This is a genomic window from Mycobacterium sp. TY814 (genome assembly GCF_030755175.1).
Taxonomy (GTDB): Bacteria; Actinomycetota; Actinomycetes; order Mycobacteriales; family Mycobacteriaceae; genus Mycobacterium.
Genome location: NZ_JAUFRY010000005.1, coordinates 82,165 through 102,942, shown reverse-complemented (window position 1 = coordinate 102,942; position 20,778 = coordinate 82,165). Strand labels below are relative to the sequence as shown.

Here is a 20,778-nt window from a genome sequence, read left to right as displayed (position 1 = left end):
CGGGGCCTGAACAGTGTGTGAAGCTCCGGGTCAGCTGGGTTTCCTCAGGTGCGGGCCCAGCATCTGCTGCCACGCCCTGGACATGTTCTGGAATTCTTCCTCGCAGTTGCCGGCCCGGTCTTCGGGCAGGTCACCGGAGGTGACGATGCTGGCGTTGGCCGTCGTGTCGGACCCGTAGATCCAGCACTCCCAGTTGTACATCCGGGTGATGTCCATCGAATGCCCGTCCCAGAACGGGAGTTCATTGGCGTCACCGGCCTCCTTGGCGCTCAGCTTCCAGTCCTGGGCGGTGTCGGTGGCGATGCGGACGCCGTTCGGATAGGCCTTCCCGTCGGCGCCGGGGGCCAGCAGCATAAACGCGGACAGCTGGTCGGCGACGTCCTCCTCACGTCCGGTGAACGCCAGGTCGTAGACGTTGAGCGTCGCGTGACCGAGTTCGTGATAGAACCCGGAGACTGTCGCGTCGACCGCGGCTTCCGCCGGGTTGGGGTTTCCGGCGTTGGTGAACCGCTGCCGGCTCTGCTGAATGTCCTCGTAGCACAGCTGGATTTCGTTGGCGTTGGGATCCCAGTAGTCGTTGGCCTCGCCGCACTGCTTGCCGACGGCACCGACGTCGTGCGGCAGGTTCAGCGTGTCGTTGACGTGTGCGGCGACATTCTCCAAAACCTTTGCGTCCGACATCAATTGGCGGCCCTGCTGGGCCTCCGGGGTGGTCGCGTCCTCGTAACGGAACGTCATTTTGCCCGCCGCCGGTTGATCCGCCGGCTCGGTGCGCGAGCTTCCCGGAGGGCGCTCGGCAGCGCGCGAATGGGCATCGGCGTGTTGCCCTTTCGAGCCGCCGCAGCCCGCCGCTAGAAGTACCGCGGCACATGCCGCGACGCATACGAGTCGCCTACCCATCCCTCGAGCTCCCTTCGATGGAACCAACCGACGGTCTGCCCAGGACCTGTCGAAACGGTACGGCACTGGACCGGCCGGCACACCCGCGTTGCGCAGGAACGTGACGGCGATGTCGGCTACGGGCTGGAGAGCAGCAGCATGACCCGCCCACCCGGAGCCGGCTCGGGGAAGGCACTGAGGTCGAAGCCGTAGTAAGTGCGCTGGGTGGCGGTGATGTCCTCGATCACCTTTCCGGTGGCCTTGAGGGTGCGGTGGGTGACGTCGGCCATCATTGCTTTGAAGTCGGGCACCGACAGCGACTCGGCCAGCAGCAGCGCCTCACCTCCGTCGCGCAGCGTCACCAGTACTCCTGCGCCGGCGTAGTTGTTTCCGCCGCGGCCGGTGCCGCGCGGGGCCCAGTAGACCGGCCCGGACGTCACTGTTCCCTCGACGCGTCGATACACGCCGGCGTTGTCGCCGACCGTGACGACTGGGAGGGCCGCGATGGTGCGTTCTTCTTTGAGCCACATAAGGCCCAGGGGAATGCAGACGATCGCATAGATCAGCACCACCAGCACCAGCACCGGTTTCCACGCGATCTCCCAACCCAGGCGGCGCGGCGAAATCGGCAGTCCGCGCAACTGCTCGTCGAGCCGGCGGCGGCCCGTCCGGAAGACGTACCAGGACACGATGCGCGCCACCGCCATCCCGGCCAGGATGACCATCCCGACGATCCCGCAGACGCGGAAGTAGAAGGTGCTGTCGCCCTGGTTGCGGGTCGCGGCGAACATCACTGCCGGAATCGGCGCCGTCAGCAGCAGCAACAGGGCGTACGACGGGTGGCTGGTGAGGTAGGGGTACGTCACCGTCCAGGCCCGGTTCGCGCCGTAGACACTCACCGGCCCTACATCGGCATGCACCACCGGCGTCCACGATCCCTCGACCACACGCGGCTTCAGCAGAGACCGGACGAAGAGAAACCCGAAGACCATCGAGACCGCCAGCGCTCCCCAGAACACGCCGCCGAGCCGCTCACCGGTACCCGGCACGCCGAACGCGCCGTGGATATCGATCACTTTTCCGATGAAGAAGGTCAATGGCATCACGAAGAAGAGCTCGAGCAGCCAGACTTGGATGAGCTGTGGGATTCGGGAGCCGATACGGTCGAATGCCAGTACGCGTCGCCAGAGAAACCGCAGAACGCCCATGACGGGCGACCTTAATCTAGTCAGGAACACGAGTGGGCACGGTTTGACCAGCGCGATCACGACGGCCGCGGCACGCCGCAAAATCACTGTCGGTCCGCGGGCCGGGGTGGTTGAATGATCCGACTCGGTCGGGGGTTGGTCACGATGTCAGTCGAGAAGGTGATACGCGAAGTGGATGGGTTGCTGCGTGATACCGGCCGCTCGGCTCGGTTGAGGCCGGCACGTTGATCGCTCGCCTCATCTACCGTTTCGCGTTGCTGATCGTGGGCGTCTGGGCTTTCGCCGCCGTCGCCGGCAACAGCCTGGCTCCGCCGCTCGAACGGGTTGTGGCGGATCTGGACCAGCCGTTTCTGCCGGTCGGCACCGCGACTTCGCTTGCCGTGCAACGCTCGGCGGCCGCCTTTTCACAAGCGCCGACCGACAATGTCGGCTACTTGGTGCTCGAACGCGACGGCCGGCTCACCGATCAGGACCGCGCGTACTACGACCAGGTCGTCGCGGCGTTGCGCGCCGACACACAGAACGTGTACGAGGTGACGGACTGGTGGCGGATGCCGGCGGCCGCGGACACGGCGGTCAGCCGCGACGGCGACGTGGTGACAGCCACCCTGCGCCTTGACGGCATGACGGGTTCGACCGAAGCCATCGACTCGATCACCGCGGCACGCACCATCGTCTCGGGGGTGCGTCCTCCGGATGGTCTGCACGTCTACATCACCGGCGCCGGGGCGACCATCATGGATGAGTTCGCCGCGATCGACCGGCAGACGCAGGTGATCACGGCGGTGACACTGGGCGTTCTGCTGATCTTCCTGGTCATCATGTACCGGTCGCTGATCACGGCGATGGTCCCGCTGGTCTCCGTCATGTCGGGACTGACCGTCGCCAAGCCCGTCATCTCCGACCTCGCCTCGCGCCAGGTGATCAGCGTTTCGCTGTTCTCGCTGTCCATCGCCGTTGCGGTGGCGGTGGGGGCCGGCACCGGCTTTGCCATTTTCCTGATCGGCCGCTACCACGAACAGCGTAGGAACGGTGCCGATCCGGCCGACGCCCTTGCGGACGCGTACCGCAGCGTGGCGCCGGCGATCGTCGGCTCCACCCTCATCGTGGTGGCGCCCCTGGCCGCGGTGGGCTGGCTCAGCCTCGCCCGGATCAGCATGTTCGCCACCACGGGCATCCTGTGTGCGATCGGCGTGCTCACGGTCGGGATCGCCAGCCTGACGTTGACGCCGGCCCTGATCGCGCTGGCCAGTCGTGCCGGCCTGATGAAACCGCCGCGGCTCGAACGCATGCGGCGGCGCTGGCGCCGCATCGGCACCCACGTCGCGCGCTGGCCGGCGCCGATCCTGGTGGCCAGCAGCGTGTTCGTGCTGATCATGCTGCTCGCCCTGCCGGGCGTGCCGATCGGTTGGGACGAGACCGCGTCCACCTCGCCGGACACCGAGGCCAATCGGGGTTACCGCGCCGTCAACCAGCACTTCGACGCCAACCACGTGCAGCCCGACGTCGTCACGATCGAGTCCGACGAGGACCTGCGCAACCCCGCCGCGCTGACCGCGATCGGCCGGGTGACCGGCGCCATCATGGGGATCACCGGCGTACGCATGGTGCAATCGGCGAGCCATCCCGGCGGGATGGTCTCCAAGCAGGCGTCCCTGTCGGCCACCGGCGGCAATGTCGGCGACCGGCTCGATCAGTTCGCTGATCTGCTTGCCGCCAAGAACTCCGTCTTCACCGACCTCGACGCGGCGGTGCGCGAGTTGGGTTCCGGACTCGACCTGGTCCAGTCCAGCACCACGGCGGGCGCCTATGCCATCGGGGGCGTCAGTCTGGCGGTGCGCCTGACGCAGCAGGCCACGGACAAGATCCGGGCTCGCGCCGCGGATGTCGGCGAGATCTTCGATCCGCTGCGCAGTTTCGTGGGTTCGATCAGCGACTGCCGCACCACCCCGGTGTGTTCATCGGCCCAGGAGGCGGTGCAGTGGGCGACCGCGGTCGTCGCCGGGGCGAACAAGCTGGTGGAGGCCACCGATGAGCTGGCGAAGGCGACGGTGGATGCCGCGTCGGCCCCGGGCGTCCCCCTGCCCGCGGTGGTGGCGAACGTCAGCAGCGAGATGGCGCAGGTCCGGGGCATGGCGGCGCAGCTCAGGGAGCAGCTGGGTGAACCCCGGCCCGTGCCGACTCAGGAGCTTCCCGACTACCTGCGCCGGTTGGCCGCCGCTTCGCAGGGCAGCCCCGGCGCCAACCTGTACGCCTCGCGCCGCATCCTGACCGACCCCGGTATGCGTCCCACCCTGGATCAGTTCTTCTCTCCCAACGGGCATGCCACCCGGTTGTTCGTCTACGGTCAGGGACTCGAATGGGGTGACGAGGGCGCGGCCCGGGCCCGCGCGATCGAGGCCGCGGTGACCGACACCATCAAAGGCGACACGCTCAAAGTGACCGCCGTCGAATTGACCGGTGTCGGACCGGCGACCCGTGACCTGCAGGACATCGTCGGCGGTGACCTGGCTCTGATGGTGGTCATCACCCTGGGCGTCATCCTGTTCATCGCCGCGCTGCTGTTGCGAAGTCCGATCGCCGGATTCGTCGTCCTCGCGACGATCCTGGTCTCCTACGTCTGCGCACTGGGCGCCAGTGTGCTGCTCTATCACCGCCTGCTGCACCACGACCTGCACTGGTCGGTGCCTCCCATCGCGTTCGTCTCGATGGTCGGCATCGCCTCGGGCGGCAATCTGCTGTTCGCGCTGCGCATCCGGGAGGGACTTTCCGCCGGGCTGCGCACCAGCATCATCCGGGCCTCCGCCGCCACCGGGATGGTCGTCACCGCAGGTGGCGTCGTCGTCGGCCTGACGATGCTTGCGCTGGGTATCAGCAGCGTGCTCAGCGTCGCGCAGATCGGCGTCACCGTCGGCCTCGGGCTGGTGCTCAACGCGCTGGTGGTCCGTGCTTTCGTGCTGCCGGCCACGATGGTGGTGCTGGACCGCTGGCTGTGGTGGCCGCGACGCTCGGCCGCCGATGACGAGGAATTCGAGCCGGCGATCGCGGCCAGATGAGCAATTCTGACCTGCTCGCCGGGCGCGGTGCGTTGGTGGTCGGGGGCACCCGCGGCATCGGGCGCGCGGTCAGTGAACTGCTCTGCACGCTGGGCGCGGGTGTGGTGGTCAATGGCCGTGATTCCGCCGCGGTGGGGGACAGTGTGGAATCGCTGGCCGCGTCCGGAGGTAACGCGGTCGGCGTCGCCGGGGCAGCCGACGACGAGGACGTGGCCGCGGGCCTGATCGACGCGTGCACGCAGACTTTCGGACGGCTGGACATCTTGATCAACTGCGCCGGAATCGCGGAGCCACCTGGCTCGTCGATCCTGCGGATCTCGCCGGACGAGTTCGAGACGCTGATCGGAGCGCACCTCGGGACGGTGTTTCACACCTGTCGGCTCGCCGCGCCGGTCATGGCGGCGCAGGGCCACGGTTCCATCATCAACACCGGCTCGGTGGCGTTTCTCGGTGACTACGGCGGCACCGGCTATCCCGCGGGCAAAGCCGCGGTCAACGGCCTGACGATGGCGATGGCGGCAGAGCTGAAAGGCGCCGGGGTGCGGGCGAATGTGGTGTGTCCCGGGGCCAGGACCCGGCTGTCCACCGGCCCCGAGTACGAACAGCACATCAACGACCTGCATCGCCGCGGGCTGCTCGACGAGATCACGATGCGCGCCTCGCTGGACGCCGCCCCACCCGCCTACGTGGCGCCGCTCTACGCCTATCTCGCCAGCGCCGCGGCGCGCGACATCACCGGTCAGATCTTTGTTGCCGCAGGCGGTTTCGTCGGCCGCTTCGGCCGGCCCACTCCAGAGCTGCTCGGCTATCGCGATCATCACGACAGCGGTCCGTGGTCGGTTGACGAACTGCATGCGATGATCGCCGGTTGATCACCCGATGCGGTCGAAGATGAACAGCAGCAACCCGTAACCGGCGAGCACCACCGCCGAGCCGGCCAGGCTGGTGCGGTTCGACGCGCCGTCAATCGGATCCAGCCAGCGCCGGAACGGTCGCGAGGCGGCCGGCACGAGAACCCATTGCAGCAGAGCGACACTGATGACATTGCCTACGAAAATGGCTGCCGCCTGGCCGATCCCGATCCGGCTCAACGCCGGAGACAGTGTCTTGGACAGCAGGATCACCGTGGGGTACAGGCACAGCACCACCAGCATCGCTGACTTCCACGCCGGCGTGATCTTGGCCTGACCGTCGGCAACGCGCACCGTGGAGCCGAATGGCGCACTGCGCGGCAGTTCGGCGAATTCGTGCGTCAACTCCTCACGCAGACGGGGCAGGGCCTGCCGCCGTTCCGCGGACCGCATCCAGGCGCCCAGTTGCCCGGCGCCACGAAAACGCAGCACCGACATCCACTGCCCGCCGGCCTCTGCCGGAAACAGCGCCGTACCTTCGTACCCGGCAAAGGTGGCGCTCACGAGTGCCAAATCGCGTTGTGCGGCCACGAATTCAGCGTCTTTGCCGGGTGCGACCCGGTGCAGGAAGACTGCTGCGTTGCCCGGTGGAAGTTCACCGGGCGCCAGCACCACATCGGAGGCGCACCGCCCGAACCCCTGTGCGGCGCCCGCGGCCAGAAGGCGGCGGCGCGGCGTGCTGTCCAGCCAGGCGTCGAGTGTCTCGGTGTCGTCGAAAGACACCTCGACGGCCCAGTCCAATTCCGCGACGCCAGGAACCGATTGCCGCGCAGTCGCATATCCCGGTGTCTGCCTGGCCACGGCCAGGTACTCCTCGAGCCAGCCGCCGAAGCGATCCGGATCCCCGGGTGGGTGGAAGAGCGAGATCGCGCTGGCGCCAACCGTCATGGCTGTTGTCTACCACCCCTGGCTCAACGACATGCGGATCAGCTCGGCTCGTGACGACAGACCGAGCTTCGTGAAGATCTTGCGCAGGTGATAGTCGACGGTGCGGGGACTGAGAAACATCAGCGTGGCGATCGACCGGTTGGTCTCTCCTGCGCTGACAAAACGCGCGATCTGCAACTCCTGCGGAGTGAGTTGATCGACGGTGCCGCAGTCTCGTTTGCGTGCGGTTTCGCCGGTGGCCAGCAGTTCGGTACGGGCCAGTTCGGCCCAGGGCGCGGCACCCAGCCTCTCGAAAGTCTCGTGCGCGGATCGCAGATACTTGCGCGCCTGGGCGCGACGGCGGCGCCGCCGCAAGGACTCCCCATACCGCAACTGAGTGCGGGCCGTGTCGAACGGCCGACCGCCATGCGCATGCAGGGTGAGCGCCTCGTCGAAATGCCGGTCCGCTGCGCCGTCGTCGGCAAGCAGACCGCGGCAGCGGGCCACCAGCGCACGCGCCCACGGAGCGCCGGTGTCGCCCGCCCACGCCTGCAACGCGGCCAGCCCCGCGGCAGCGGCCGGTAGCCGTTGAATGCGCACGGCGGCGTCGACGAGATCCGGGGTGGCCATCAGCGTGACCATCCGGTTGCCCTCGCCGGGCGCCGCACCGGCCAGCGACTCGAGACGGTCGCAGGCTTCCTCCGGGCGACCGGCGCCGAGGTCGAGTACGGCCAGGGCCCACGACGCGATGGCCGCGTGCGGTCCCAGTCGATATAAAATCGCTTGGGAGAGTGTGGCTTCAGCGTGATCTCGGCAGTCCAGAGCGCGTCCCTGCACCGCCGCGATCAGGGCCAGCACGGCATGCAGATGTGCTGCGGGATTGTGCTGACCGGTCTCCTCGGCCAGCCGCAGCCCCTCGGTCGCGTCGGCCAGCGCCGTGGTGTAACGGCTGGTCAACGTCTCCACCATCGCCAAGGGCGCAAGCAGCGTCGGCAGCGTCGCCACATCGGCGGCCGCACGGGTCCTGGCCACCGCAGTGGAGAACAGGTCGATGGCGCGGGCGTCTTCACCGAGGAACATCGCCCCGGCGGCCGCGCCCATCAGCACCCGCGGTTCCGGCGCTGCCGCTGCCAGCTCCACTGCCGCGCGCAGCCTGCCCGCGGTGTCGGTGGTGTCACCGCGCAAAAGTCCCGAAAGGCCGGTAACCACATGCCCTGCAACGAATTCCGGATGATGTTCGGCGGGCAGCGCGGCGAGCCGGTCGGCGACCGCATTCAGCTGCGCCAGGTCGCCGCCGGCCCAGGCCAGTTGCCCGGCCTCACCGAGCATCAGGGCGGCACGCGCCGGTTCGGCGGCGGCGATCAACTGTGCGGCATCGACGAGGATGGCGTAAGCGGCCGACGGGTTGCCGCAGCGTGCCTCGATCGATCCCCGCAAGTGCGCGATCCGGGCCCGCAGCTGCGCCCCGCCGGCCAGCGGCAGAGCTTGATCCAGGATGTCCTGAGCCCGTCTGGATTGCCCGGCCGACCACGCGGCGGCGGCCGCATCCGCCAGCCGGTCCGCGCGAAGCCCGGCGGTGGCGGTGAGCGAAGCGGCGCGTTCGAATGCGGCGGCCGCCGCATCGTGTCCGCCGCGCGCGGCGGCCCGGTGCCCGGCGGCATGCAGCATCTCGGCCACCTCGTCGTCGGGTCCGGCCACCGCGTTGGCCAGATGCCACGCCTTGCGATCGTCGTCGGCGTCGAGGCACAACGCCAAGGCGCGTTCGACCTGCCGGCGCCGGTGCGACGTCGCGCCGTGATAGACCGCCGAGCGCATCAGCGGGTGGACGAAAGACACGAGGCCTGAGTGCACCCGGACCAGTCCGGCGGCCTCCGCCTGATCAAGGACATCGGGTCCGGCGCCGAGCTGCTGAGCTGCACGCAGCACACCGTCGAGTTCGCCGCTGTGGTGGGCGGCAGCGACCAGCAGCATCGACTGCGCGTGCGGTGATAGTTGGTCGACCCGGTCGGAGTACAGCCGCTCCAGACCGGTGCTGACCGGTAATGGGTCCGGCAGGGCGGATCGCCCCGCGATTTGCTGCCCGGACAGCAATCGCGCCAGTTCGGCGATGGCCAACGGGTTGCCCAGGGTGCCTGCGACCAGCTGGCGGCCAACCGTCGGACCGACTGCCGTGCCGGTGCACTCGGTCACCAGTCGCGCGGCGGCGTCCGCGTCGATCCCGGCCAGCCGCAACTCCGGCAATCCTGTTGCGCTGAAAGCGCTTTCACCCCGCACGGCAAAGATGACGACGACTCCCTCGGCTTGCAGCCGCCGGGCGGCGAACGTCAACGTGTCGGCCGATGGCCCGTCCAGCCACTGCGCGTCGTCCACCAGGCACAGCAGCGGAGACGTTTCCGCCGACTCGGCGAGGATTCCCAGCACCGCCAGCGACACCACGAACCGGTCCTCGATGGATGCCGGACCCAGCCCGAAGGCACCCAGCAGAGCCGTGCGCTGCCGGTCGGGGAGAGCGGCGCTGTGGTTCAGGACGGGCCGCAGCAGCGTGTGCACCCCGGCGAACGGGAGCTGCGATTCGGCCGGGATTGCTGCGGCCCGCAGCACCTGCATGCCACCGGCCTGTGCCACCGCGTAGTCAAGCAGTGCCGACTTGCCGATACCGGCTTCCCCGCGCACCACCAGCACACCGCTGCGTCCGGACCGCGCACCTGCCAGCAGGTCATCTAACTGGGCACATTCCCGCTCCCGGCCGTGCAGCACAGCACCGATCGTAGGACCCGGACCGGTGCCGGAACTGGTGACTTCACTGATTCGACGGCACCTCGAAAGCTCGACGCTGAAGGAAGGAGAGAAGGAGCTGACGATGAACACTCTCGGTACCGAGATTGTCGATGTCGCCGTGATCGGAGCGGGCCCGACCGGATTGATGTTGGCGGGCGAGCTGGCGATGCGCGGCGTCCGGGTGCAGGTGCTGGAACGACGAGCGCAGGAGCCGAACATCACCCGGGCGTTCGCCGTGCACGCGCGCACTCTGGAGCTGCTCGACGCACGAGGGCTGGCCGGCGAAATGCTGGCCCGCGGATTCCGGGTGGGCGAGGTGGCTCCCATTCCGGGCGCCACCATCTCGCTGGCCGACGAGCTGCGGATGCGCTACCCATTCATCCTGATGGTCCCGCAGAGCGGGACCGAGCATGTGCTGGCGGCCCACGCGGAGCGCCTCGGGGTCCGGATCAGCCGGGGCGCCGAGCTGGCCGGGCTCGAGCAGCATGACGACGGTGTCACCCTTACCCTCGCCGGCGGCGGAAGCCTGCGCGCACGCTACGTGGTCGGGTGCGACGGCGCGCACAGCGCGGTGCGGCGACTGCTCGGCGTGGATTTTGTGGGCAAGCAGTACCAGACCCACATCATGCTGGCCGATGTGCAACTGACCAGACCCCCCGCCGAGCAGATGTTCGCCAGGACGAACGCCGAGGGTGTGGTGCTGGTCCTGCCGTTCGGCGACGGCTGGTATCGCGCCATCGCCTGGGACCGCCGGCGGGAACACGAGCCGCTGACCGATCCGGTGACCCCGGCACAGATCCGGGATGCGATCGCCAGGATCGCCGGCGAGGATTTCGGCCTGAACGAGTTGCGTTGGAGTTCGAGGTTTCTCAGTGAGCGCCGACAGGCTCGCCACTATCGGGTGGGGCGCGTGTTTCTGGCCGGGGACGCCGCCCACGTTCATTCGCCCATCGGCGGCCAGGGCATGAACACCGGCATCGGCGATGCGATGAATCTCGGCTGGAAGTTGGCCCTCGTGGCCAACGGGGCGCTGGACGGACAGCCGTCCGCGTCGTTGCTGGACAGCTACGAATCCGAGCGGCACCCGGTCGGCGCCGAGGTGCTGGCGATGACGGACATGTTCACCCAGCTCGTGCTCGGCCGATCCGCGGTACGCCGGCTCGCGCAGGGGTTGGCCATTCGCACGATCCTGCGCTTCCCGCGCAGCCGCCGCGCCATCGCCGAACGGCTCAGCGGCGTTGCCATTCGCTATCCCCGGCGCCGGCCCGCCGATCATCCACTGGTGGGGCGCCGGATGCCCGACGTGGACTGCAATGGCATCCGGCTCTACGAAGTGCTGCGCAGCGGCCACTTCGTCCTGCTCACCCGGGGGACCCGTCGTACTCGCGTCGACTGGCCAGGCGTCGAAGAGGTAAATCACTACGACGCAACGCAGCCCGCCGCGGTGCTCGTCCGGCCCGACGGCTATGTCGCGTGGGCGGCGCGGCGGACGCCGACGGCCGCCGAAGTCGCTGAGTTGCTGAAGCGGTGGTGCGGGTGTTTAAGCCGTGCGCAGCCCGGGTACGCGGTGCGGAACCTCGGTGCTCGGGGATCGTAACGGGGGAGCCGAGGGGTTATCACCGAAAAATTGCACGTGACTAGTCGGGTGGGCGGCTATGGAACGACTAAGCGGACTTGACGCTTTCTTTTTGTACATGGAGACACCGGCACAGCCGTTGAACGTGTGCTGCGTGCTGGAGCTGGACACCTCGACGATGCCGGGCGGTTATTCCTACCCCCGGCTTCGTGCGTTGCTGGCCAGGCACGTACGGGCGGTACCGGAGTTCCGGATGAAACTTGCTGACACGCAACTGAATCCGGATCATCCGGTGTGGGTGGACGACGACAGCTTTGCGTTGCGGCGCCACCTGCACCGGGTGGCGGTGCCCGCACCCGGAGGGCGTCGGGAGACGGCCGAGATCTGCGGGCACATCGCGGGGCTGCCGCTCGACCGGGACCGGCCGTTGTGGGAGATGTGGGTGGTCGAGGGCGGAGCCCGGGACAACGGCCTGACCGTGGTGCTCAAGGTGCACCATGCCGTGGTCGACGGCGTCGCCGGGGCGAATCTGCTGGCGCAGCTGTGCAGCCTGGTCCCCGATGCCCCCGCACCACGACCGGTGCAGGGTGCCGGACACGCCAGTTCACTGCAGATCGCGGCGACCGGATTGCTCAACGTCGCCAAACGACCGTTGCGCTTGGCGACGGTGGTGCCGGCAACGTTGCTCACGGTCGCGCAGACGATGTTGCGGGCCCGCGAAGGCCGCACCATGGCCGCGCCGTTCAGGGCACCGCCCACCCCGTTCAACGGGCCGCTGACTCACCACCGGAACGTGGCCTTCACCCAACTCGACATGCGCGACGTCAAGAGGGTGAAGGACCGGTTCGGGGTCACCGTCAACGATGTCGTGGTGGCGCTGTGCGCGGGGGTGCTGCGCCGCTTCCTGCTCGAGCGCGACGAACTGCCCGACGTTCCGCTGGTGGCGACAGTCCCGGTCTCGGTGCGCGACAAATCGCAGCGGCCCGGCCGCAACCAGACCACCTGGATGTTCTGCCGGATGGAGACCCAGATCGCCGATCCCGCCGAACGTATCCGCGCCATCGCGGCGGGCAACAGCGCCGCCAAGGAACACACCGCGGCGATGGGCCCCAGCCTGCTGCACGACTGGACCGAGTTCGGTGGTCAGACCATGTTCGGTGCGGCGATGCGGATCCTGCCCCGAATCCCGTTGAGCACCAGCCCCATTTACAACATGATCCTGTCGAATGTGCCGGGTCCGCAGGATCAGCTTTACTTCCTCGGCTGCGGCATCGAATCGATGTACCCGCTGGGACCGCTGCTCGGCGGTGCCGGACTCAACGTCACCGTCATGTCTCTCAACGGCGCCCTCGGTGTCGGCGTCATCTCCTGCCCGGACCTGGTGCCGGACCTGTGGGGGATGGCCGACACTTTCCCGGATGCGCTCAAGGAGTTGCTGGTCTGCCGCGACGCGGCGTCCGGCGAAAGCCCGCCCGACAACTGATTGGCCTGTCTGCTGCGGCCACGGCGTGGCTTTGTGGCACGTTATAGCCGTGACACGCACGCATGACGGCCCACGGACGTGAAATTGGTGGGTCGCCGGAAGTTTCCGGTGCCGTGGACGACCCGGGCCCTGCTGGTGCTGGCGGCGCTGTTCCCGAATGTGCTGGGCGCCGCGGTGATCGGGGTGACGACGTTCTGGGCCCTGCCTACCGGCCAGGCGTTGAGCGAGCGCCGGATCCTGCACTTCAACGTGGTGGTGATGGCGGTCTACGTCGCAGTCGCGGCGGCGATCGCCATCGTCTGCGGACTCCTGGCGACCACCTACCGCAGCGGCGGTGACGAGGCCCCCTCCGCATCCGAGGCCCGAAAACGGGTACTGATGGCAATCCCGTTGCGCACCGCCACCATTCACGGGGCGGTCTGGGTGACCGCCGGCGTCATCCTGGTGGTCATCAATCTCCGGGCACCCTGGTTGGCGACGACGCTGGGCGTCTCGGTGCTGCTCGGTAGCTTTGTGACCACCGCCGTCGCGTACTGGCTGTGCACGCGAATCCTGCGCCCGTTCGTCGCCGAGGTGCTCACCGACAGCCCGCCGACCTCCGCGCGGGGACCCGGACTGCGGCTGCGGGCGGTGTCCGCATGGACGCTGGGCACCGGTGTGCCGTTGCTGCAACTGCTTCTGGTCGGAGCCAGCGCACTGGTCATCGACTATTCCGGGCGCAGGCTGGCGATCGTCGTGCTGGTCCTCGGCGGGTGCGCGGCCGTCAGTGGGTTGGCCATCACCGCGTTCACCGGGGCGGTCAGCGCCGACCCCATCGACGAGGTGCGGCGCGGCATGCAGCGCGTCGAACGCGGCGACTTGGACGCAACCGTCCCGGTCTTCGAGGCCTCCGAACTCGGCCTGCTACAGGCAGGGTTCAACACCATGGCCGCGGGGCTGCGCGACCGCGAACGGTTGCGGGACCTGTTCGGCCGCCACGTCGGTCGCGACGTCGCGCGCCTCGCCGAACAGGGCGCGTCCGACAACGGTGCCCTGGGTGGGGTCAGCTGTGAGGCGGCAGCGTTGTTCGTCGATCTGGTCGGCTCGTCGCGGCTCGCCGAGCGGATGGCGCCGGAGGATCTCGTCGCCATGCTCAACGAATTCTTCGCGGTAGTGGTCGAAGTGGTCGAACGTCACCGAGGGTTGGTCAACAAATTCGAAGGTGATGCCGCGCTGGCGATATTCGGTGCCCCGGTCGAGTTGAACGACTGCGCGGGCGCGGCGCTGGCCGCGGCACGCGAACTGGGCCGGCAACTGAACCGCTCCGAGATCAGGGCCGGCATCGGCGTGTCCGCGGGAACCGTGGTCGCGGGGAACATCGGCGAGTCGCGGCGTTACGAATACACGGTCATCGGCGACCCGGTGAACGAGGCGGCACGACTCACCGAGGTGGCCAAGCAACAGGGGGGCGTGGCCGCATCCGGCGCCGCGCTGGCCCGCGCATCGGAGGACGAAGCGCAGCACTGGCGGGTGTTCACCACCACCGTGCTGCGCGGCCGGGACAGCTCCACCGAGATCGTCGTACCTGCGGCGAATAGCGTTGTGGGATAATCTTTTTCAGTACGGATAGCCGGTGCTGGTGTCCAGCGCGTCGACTGCGGCGTTGATGGTCGGGATCACCGAAGCGCCGTACCGGGCCACGATCTGGTGCAGCGAGCGGGTGATGTGGGGCCCGACAGCGTCCGCCGCCAGGATGTCTTCGGCGATCACGATGTCGTTCACCACATGCCCGGCGAGCAGCCGTCCGTCACGGGCGATCTCGTAACGCCAGTCGCCGATCTGCACGCGCTCGGGGCTGGAGGAGAAGAACCCGCGCTTGGCCGGGGTGTGGATCACGCCCGGCAGCCCGGCGAACACCTTGACCACCATGGCCACACCACCGGGGCCGCCCAGCGCGCCCCCGATGGTGCGGCTCACCCGCTGGGCATCGAACTCGTACATCAGCTGTCCATGGGCAGGACGAACGTCGGTTTGATGGTTTCTCCGCTGCCGGTGCGCCGCACCGCGGTTCCCGCGGTGTAGAACTCCACCGTGTGGTGCCCCCACGCGTAGTTGGAGATCGCGAAATGCACGCCGACCACCCCGTTGGCGCCGTCGCGCTCGGCCTCGGTCTGCATGCGCGACATCGCCAACTCCCGGGCCTGGTAGTTGCCCTGGGTCCATTGCGGCATCTCCATGTTGCGGCCGATCTGCTTGAGGGTCTGCATGAATCCCTGCACGGCGATGTGGAATACGCAGTTGCCCATCACGAAGGCGACCGGGCTGTAGCCGGACCGCAGCAGCGTCACCATGTCCTGCCCGGACAGATGGCTGGAGAAGGCCTGTCCGTTGGGGCGGCGGAATGCGCCCGGCTTCTCGGTGTACCTAACCGCGGTGCCCACCGCCATGAACTCCAGGTGTTCGCCACCCTCGCCGTGGTGTCGCCAGGTGAGGCGGACTCCGACGATGCCGTCCGCGTGCAGCGCGTCTGCTTCGGCCTGCATGCGCGCCATGGCATTCCACCGCGCCCGATACGTCGCTTCGGTCAGGACACCGAGTTCCTGCTGCTGCCGCAGACCGGTGCCGGAGAACTGGAATCCCACGTGATACACCGAGACACCCATGACCAGCTCGATCGGTTCGAACCCGGCCCCGTGCAGCAGTGCGAACTCGTTGATCGACAAGTCCGACGTCCACGACTTGGCGGCGTGCGACAACCGTTCGTTTGCTACCGGGTCGAGCGAGCCTGGTTCCATGCGCGGGGCGTCCCTTCTGTCGTTTGCGACAGCGTACCTACCGGCGGCCCGCTCATGGAGTAAGCGTGATCGCCTCTTCCGGGCAGTTCTGCGCACCGAGCAGCGCCTCCTGCTCGAGGTCGCCGGACACGTCCTCGACAAGGACGACGGCGTGGCCGGCGTCGTCGGAATCGTAGATCCGCGGCGCCAGCGAGTAGCAGCGTCCGTGACCCACGCAGCGGTCCGGATCCACCGACACGCGCGTCATCGGCCCGGTACCGGAAATGTCAGCGGCAGCGCCTCGACCGAGCGCAGGGCAGCGGTGTACTTCAGCTCGGTGCCGGGCGGAATCTCGTAATCGGGGATTCGCCGGTGGAACTCCCGCAACGCCACCCGGAGCTCCATCCGGGCCAGGTGGGATCCGAGGCAACGGTGCGGGCCCCCGCCGAAAGCGCGGTGCCGGTTCGGGCTCCGGCTGAAATCGACCCGCTCCGGGTCGGGGAACTCGGCGGGGTCGGTGTTGGCCGCGCCCAGCAGGGGGCTCACCCGCTCGCCCTTGTTGATCGGGCAGCCGCCGACCTCGACATCCTGCATCGCGACCCTGGCGACGCCGGGCACCGGTGTCTCCCATCGCAGCAGTTCCTCGATGGCATGCGGCAGGATGTCGGGCTGTTCGACCAGCTGATGGCGGTGCTCCGGGTGCCGGGCCAGGTACACGAAGAAGCAGTCCAGGGAGTCGGTCACGGTGTCCAGCCCGGCGATCAGGAACAGAAAACAGATGTCGAGCAACTCTTCACGCGACAGCGCGGCTCCTCCGTCCTCCTTGAAGTGCGTCGCGATCATCGCCGAGAGCACGTCGTCGCGCGGGGTCGCGATGTGGTCGTCGATGGCGCGGTTGAAGTATTCGTAGATCTGATCGGCGACCTTGGCCGAGGCGTCATGCCGGTCGTCGTAGCCGGTGGACCCTTCCGGCCGGATCACGCCGTCCTTCCACTCCAGGAATTTGTCGAGATCCTCCAGCGGCAGGCCCAGCAGTTGCAGGAAGACGGTGCAGGGCAGCGGCACCGCGAACTCTTCGTGGAAGTCGCAGGAACCCCGGTCCGCGAAGCGGTCGATCATCTCGTTGACCAGCGCGGTGACCTGGGGCTCCCGTCGTGCCATCTCCCGGGGCGTGAACAGTGGATCCAGGATCCGGCGGTATTTCGCGTGCTCGGGAGGGTCGATCTGCAGCGGGATCAGTGGTCGCGAGTTGCCCAGATCCACCGCGTCCATGTTGGACGAGAACAGGTCGGTGCGCTTGAGCGCCATCTCGATGTCGGAAAGCCGGCTGAGCACCACCGCCTGCGGCGACCGGAACACCGGGGCCGACTCGCGCAGCGCCTTGTACATCGGCTGAGGCTCGGCAAGACCCATCACGGCCTGGTCGACGAATGATTCCGCTTCTGTCATGTAGTCAGCCTGACACCGCGCCGGTCGGCGGGCAATCCTTGTTTTACAAAAATACGTAAGTTAGATAACTTGGCCGCGGGGGTTGAAGGCCTGCTGCTGTCATCACGGAATCCGATGGCGGCCATCTGCAAGTTGCATAGCTTGTAGAAATAACTGGCCGTGGCGGCGCGTTACGTTGAGAGCGGGGCTGTAGACGCATCGCTTCGGGGGCCGGCGTTACTGTCGCCGGCGTTCAAGCCTTCCCAATGAGTCACGACCACAAGAGGTTTCAATGATGCCAGCGCGCCCGGTCCGGGTCGGGGCCCTGCTGCGGACGGCAGGAGCCGCCAGCGACCCCACCTTGCGCCAAGCGGTGCGGGACGCCGAGGCGATGGGGGCCGATGTGATCTTCGGCAGTGACGACCTTCCCCCGCGATACGCCGATTGCGCCGGTTTCGATGCGGGGACGACGCCGGCGGCCTGGGGCGAGCTGACCACTCGCGCCGAAATCGGCCTGCTGATCAGCGCAATGGGATACCGCAGCCCGGACCTGCTGGCCGACAGGGCGCGCACGGTGGACCACACCAGCGGCGGCCGGCTCATCCTGGGTTTCAGCGCCGGCGGAAACGGAAACGACGGATACGGAAACGACGGACACGCCTCGTCCGGAGACGGGTTCCGGGCACTGGTCGACGGGTTGGCGAGCATCGAATATTCCCTGGCCCGTCACAGTCCGCCACCGCAGCGCGACATCCCGATTCTCATCACCGGGCCCGGCGACAGAAAGACGCTGCCGCTCATCGCGGGATTCGCCGACATCTGGCACAGTGCCGGGCCCGTCGACGAGTTCCGCCGCCAGAACGGCCTGCTTCACGCGTATGTCGAAGCAGCGCAACGAGATAACGCATCGATAGAGCGCGCGGTGTGGTGGCGGGGTCCGAGCGAGGCCGACCGGTACCGCAACGAAGGCGCGACGCTGTTCACCGCGGAAGTCACTCCACACGAAAACGGTTACGATTCAACGAATCTCGGCGAACTCATCGCTTGGCGAGACGGGCTTTAGGCCGGCGGTGAACGTCGCGATCGTACGCCGGGGCCCGGGCGCTTGGCCGCGAGACTTTTTAACATTGCTATTATTGTGGAAATAGCAGCCCGCGGCGGAAGGCGGCCCATGACGTTCGACCTGATCATTCGGGGCGGCACCGTGGTCGACGGCACCGGCTCGCCACCCCGAACCGCTGACGTCGCCGTCAGTGACGGTCTAGTGCGCGAGGTCGGGCGCGTCGACGGAGGTGCCATCCGCACCATCGATGCCGACGGCCTCACCGTCACACCGGGTTTCGTCGATGTGCACACTCATTTCGACGGCCAGGCGACCTGGGACCCGCACCTGACGCCGTCGTGCTGGCACGGCGTCACCACCGCGATCATGGGCAATTGCGGTATCGGTTTCGCCCCGGTGCGACCCGACCGGCACGAGTGGCTGGTCGACCTGATGGAGGGGGTCGAAGACATTCCGGGCTCGGCGCTCTCCGAAGGTATCGCCTGGGAGTGGGAGTCCTTCGGCGAATATCTGGATGCGCTGGCGCGGATGCCCAGAGCGGTCGACGTGGGTGCCCAGATTCCGCACGCCGCGGTCCGGGGCTTCGTGATGGGAGACCGCGCACAAGAATCTGCGACTGCCGCCGACATCGAAGCGATGGGCAGCATAGTCGGCGACGGCCTGCGCGCGGGAGCGCTGGGAATGTCGTTCGGCCGCACGGCCGGCCACCGCAGCGCGTCGGGCGAGCCGGTGCCCGGCACCTACTCGGAGGAAGCCGAGCTCGCCGCCCTGATGGGGGTTATGGCCGACGCGGGTTCTGGTGTGCTGCAGGTGGTTCCGGCGGGGGTCGGTGGCGCGATGGGCGGCGACCAACGGCACTCGATCGACGCCGAGATCGAATGGATCACCCGGCTCGGCCGGAAATACCGGATACCGCTGACGTTTCTGGCCATGGTCAACGAGCAGGACCCACACGACTGGCGCAGCTGGTTCGCCGCGGTGCACGGCGCCAACGCCGAGGGGGCGGACATTCGGCCGCAGGTGGCGTGCCGCGCTTTCGGCATGCTGATGGGTCACCAGTCGCGGATGAACCCCTTCCGCCATCGGCCCAGCTACCGGTCGCTGATGGATTTGCCTCTGCAACAACGGGTGCAGCGCCTGCGGGATCCCGCGGTGCGAGCCCGGATTCTGGCAGAGACGCCCGATCCGGCGGCGGAACCGTCAGCCGACCAGCTCAACCGGCACATCTTCAAAAGGCTCTATCCGCTCGGCGCCGCACTCGACTACGAACCCGCACCGCAGGACAGCGTGGCGGCCATCGCCGAGCGGGAGGGCCGCGACCCCTGGGAGGTCACCTATGACGTGCTACTCGGAGCCGACGGGCGCGAGTTCCTGCTGCTGCCGTTGCTGAACTACGCCGGCAACAACTACGACCATCTGCACGACATGATGTCGGATCCGGTGAGCCTGCAGGGCCTCGGCGACGGCGGGGCGCACTGCGGCATCATCTGCGACGCCAGCATGACCACCTATCTGCTGTCGCACTGGGTGCGGGGCCGCAGCAGGGGGCCGGGCCTCTCGCTGGCGACCGCCGTGCACCGCCTGACCGGCGACCCGGCGCGGTTCTACGGGCTGGGCGACCGGGGTGTGCTGCAGCCGGGCCGACGGGCCGACATCAACCTGATCGATCTGGACCGACTCGCGCTGCACTACCCGGAACGGGTGGAAGACCTGCCCGGCGGCGCAGGGCGGCTGATCCAGCGCGCGGACGGCTATGTCGAGACGCTGGTGCTCGGGCAGACGGTGGTCGCCGAAGGAGAGCTGACCGATGCCAGGCCCGGGGGTCTGGTTCGCGGCGCTCGTCCGGCGCAGGCCGGTTAGGCGCGCTCGCCGGTTCCGCTCCGATGCAGCAGCGATGCACCCGCGCGCACCATTCCGCGCAACGCGTACGCGGCGGTGACCACCGAGAGCAGGATCAGAAGCACAAACGTCGGTAGCCAGTTGGCCCGGCTATGGTTGACGTCCCACCAGACGATCGCGAACAACACCACGCACAGGAACAACACGATGTCGCGCCAGTTGCCGCGGTACGACGTCGCGGCCTTGCGCAGCGCGTTGGTTCGGTCGGCCGCGTCGATCAGGTCGTCGATCCGGGTGTCGATGCTGCGCTGCAGGTTGGCGCGTCTCTCGGCGGCCTCGGGCGGGAGCCGGTCGAGCAGATCCATGTCCTGTTTGATCAGCGACCGGTAGTCCGGCCCCCGGAACTGCCCCGCCGTCAGCGCCAGCATCATGCCACCCAGGACGGGCGCACTGTTCAGCGCGATCTGTCCCACACCCGCCACCTCAGGCCCTCCTTCGGCTCGTCCACGAGCTTCCCCGATGAGGATTGCCGAAAGCGGGGAGCGGATCAACCGCCGGGTGTCCGCGGGTCGCGTCCGCCGAGCGTGAACTGGTGGTGTGGATCGCGGGGCTGATTTTCGCACTGGTCACACGCTCGGCGAGGGGATGGCTCATCCGACGGATGACGCCTGAGGGACATGGGTCTCACAGCAGTTTGTCGGACACCTGTCCAGAAGAATGGTATTTTTGCTGGATCGCCCGGCTCCGCGCCCGGCCGGTCCGGCTGTCGTCAGGACTCTCCTTCTGCCGCGATTTCAGCCTGGTAACGGCCTTTCTTGCCCAAGTCGAGAGGGGTCCGCTAGAGTCGGAATTGATATCAGACACCTGTCCATAATTCAGGGCCTGCGACACCGCGTGGTGTCGGCGGGCTGGCACCGGCTCGCACCGCCGGCCGGGC

16 protein-coding genes are annotated in these 20,778 nt (G+C 68.0%); 7 read left to right on the top strand and 9 right to left on the bottom strand.

Annotation, left to right across the window (positions count from 1 at the left end):
• Nucleotides 1–30 precede the first annotated feature (30 nt).
• On the bottom strand, nucleotides 31–738 hold the full coding sequence (locus tag QXH22_RS28510; protein WP_371934340.1) for a DUF4344 domain-containing metallopeptidase: 708 nt from the start codon (nucleotides 736–738) through the stop codon (nucleotides 31–33).
• Nucleotides 739–1,016: 278 nt separating this feature from the next.
• Nucleotides 1,017–2,087 (bottom strand): hypothetical protein, encoded by a 1,071-nt coding sequence (locus QXH22_RS28505; RefSeq protein WP_306240569.1) that lies wholly within the window; start codon nucleotides 2,085–2,087, stop codon nucleotides 1,017–1,019.
• Between the two features lie 224 nt (nucleotides 2,088–2,311).
• Here QXH22_RS28505 and QXH22_RS28500 point away from each other — a divergent pair, with 224 nt between their 5' ends.
• Nucleotides 2,312–5,143: an RND family transporter gene (locus tag QXH22_RS28500; protein WP_306277666.1), complete on the top strand. Its 2,832-nt coding sequence runs from the start codon at nucleotides 2,312–2,314 to the stop codon at nucleotides 5,141–5,143.
• On the top strand, nucleotides 5,140–6,015 hold the full coding sequence (locus tag QXH22_RS28495; RefSeq protein ID WP_306240567.1) for an SDR family NAD(P)-dependent oxidoreductase: 876 nt from the start codon (nucleotides 5,140–5,142) through the stop codon (nucleotides 6,013–6,015). The genes QXH22_RS28500 and QXH22_RS28495 overlap by 4 nt, the downstream gene beginning before the upstream one ends.
• On the opposite strand, the gene QXH22_RS28490 is transcribed toward QXH22_RS28495, so the two are convergent.
• On the bottom strand, nucleotides 6,016–6,942 hold the full coding sequence (locus tag QXH22_RS28490; protein ID WP_306277665.1) for an antibiotic biosynthesis monooxygenase: 927 nt from the start codon (nucleotides 6,940–6,942) through the stop codon (nucleotides 6,016–6,018).
• A gap of 9 nt (nucleotides 6,943–6,951) precedes the next feature.
• The gene (locus QXH22_RS28485) at nucleotides 6,952–9,678 is read right to left on the bottom strand and encodes a LuxR family transcriptional regulator (RefSeq protein ID WP_306277664.1); all 2,727 of its coding nucleotides are present in this window, start codon (nucleotides 9,676–9,678) and stop codon (nucleotides 6,952–6,954) included.
• 103 nt (nucleotides 9,679–9,781) lie between these two features.
• Here QXH22_RS28485 and QXH22_RS28480 point away from each other — a divergent pair, with 103 nt between their 5' ends.
• The 3 genes from QXH22_RS28480 (at nucleotide 9,782) to QXH22_RS28470 (ending at nucleotide 14,348) form a co-directional block, all read left to right on the top strand.
• Nucleotides 9,782–11,296, top strand: coding sequence for an FAD-dependent monooxygenase (locus tag QXH22_RS28480; RefSeq protein WP_306277663.1), 1,515 nt, complete (start codon nucleotides 9,782–9,784; stop codon nucleotides 11,294–11,296).
• Between the two features lie 58 nt (nucleotides 11,297–11,354).
• Nucleotides 11,355–12,758 carry a wax ester/triacylglycerol synthase family O-acyltransferase gene (locus tag QXH22_RS28475; protein WP_306277662.1) on the top strand — a complete coding sequence of 468 codons (1,404 nt, stop codon included), beginning with the start codon at nucleotides 11,355–11,357 and terminating at the stop codon, nucleotides 12,756–12,758.
• Nucleotides 12,759–12,845: 87 nt separating this feature from the next.
• Nucleotides 12,846–14,348 (top strand): adenylate/guanylate cyclase domain-containing protein, encoded by a 1,503-nt coding sequence (locus tag QXH22_RS28470; protein ID WP_306277661.1) that lies wholly within the window; start codon nucleotides 12,846–12,848, stop codon nucleotides 14,346–14,348.
• A gap of 6 nt (nucleotides 14,349–14,354) precedes the next feature.
• Here QXH22_RS28470 and QXH22_RS28465 read toward each other — a convergent pair whose 3' ends face one another.
• Genes QXH22_RS28465 through QXH22_RS28450 form a run of 4 tightly spaced genes read right to left on the bottom strand, consistent with a single transcriptional unit; the run spans nucleotide 14,355 to nucleotide 16,960 of the window.
• Entirely contained in the window at nucleotides 14,355–14,738 is a 384-nt protein-coding gene (locus QXH22_RS28465) for a DUF5073 family protein (RefSeq protein ID WP_306277660.1), read from the bottom strand.
• Complete coding sequence (locus tag QXH22_RS28460) at nucleotides 14,738–15,532, bottom strand: heavy metal-binding domain-containing protein (protein WP_306240560.1); 795 nt, start codon at nucleotides 15,530–15,532, stop codon at nucleotides 14,738–14,740. Before QXH22_RS28460 ends, QXH22_RS28465 begins: the two co-directional genes overlap by 1 nt.
• A gap of 52 nt (nucleotides 15,533–15,584) precedes the next feature.
• Entirely contained in the window at nucleotides 15,585–15,779 is a 195-nt protein-coding gene (locus QXH22_RS28455; RefSeq protein ID WP_306240559.1) for a ferredoxin, read from the bottom strand.
• Entirely contained in the window at nucleotides 15,776–16,960 is a 1,185-nt protein-coding gene (locus QXH22_RS28450; protein ID WP_306277659.1) for a cytochrome P450, read from the bottom strand. Before QXH22_RS28450 ends, QXH22_RS28455 begins: the two co-directional genes overlap by 4 nt.
• A 274-nt stretch (nucleotides 16,961–17,234) precedes the next feature.
• On the opposite strand from QXH22_RS28450, the gene QXH22_RS28445 reads away from it, so the two are divergent.
• Together QXH22_RS28445 and QXH22_RS28440 are read left to right on the top strand one after the other, a co-directional pair.
• On the top strand, nucleotides 17,235–18,002 hold the full coding sequence (locus QXH22_RS28445) for an LLM class flavin-dependent oxidoreductase (RefSeq protein ID WP_306277658.1): 768 nt from the start codon (nucleotides 17,235–17,237) through the stop codon (nucleotides 18,000–18,002).
• 108 nt (nucleotides 18,003–18,110) lie between these two features.
• A complete protein-coding gene (locus tag QXH22_RS28440) occupies nucleotides 18,111–19,862 on the top strand; it encodes an amidohydrolase family protein (RefSeq protein WP_306277657.1) in 1,752 nt (583 codons plus the stop codon).
• On the opposite strand, the gene QXH22_RS28435 is transcribed toward QXH22_RS28440, so the two are convergent.
• The gene (locus QXH22_RS28435) at nucleotides 19,859–20,272 is read right to left on the bottom strand and encodes a hypothetical protein (protein ID WP_306244200.1); all 414 of its coding nucleotides are present in this window, start codon (nucleotides 20,270–20,272) and stop codon (nucleotides 19,859–19,861) included. The genes QXH22_RS28440 and QXH22_RS28435 overlap by 4 nt on opposite strands.
• Nucleotides 20,273–20,778 lie beyond the last annotated feature (506 nt).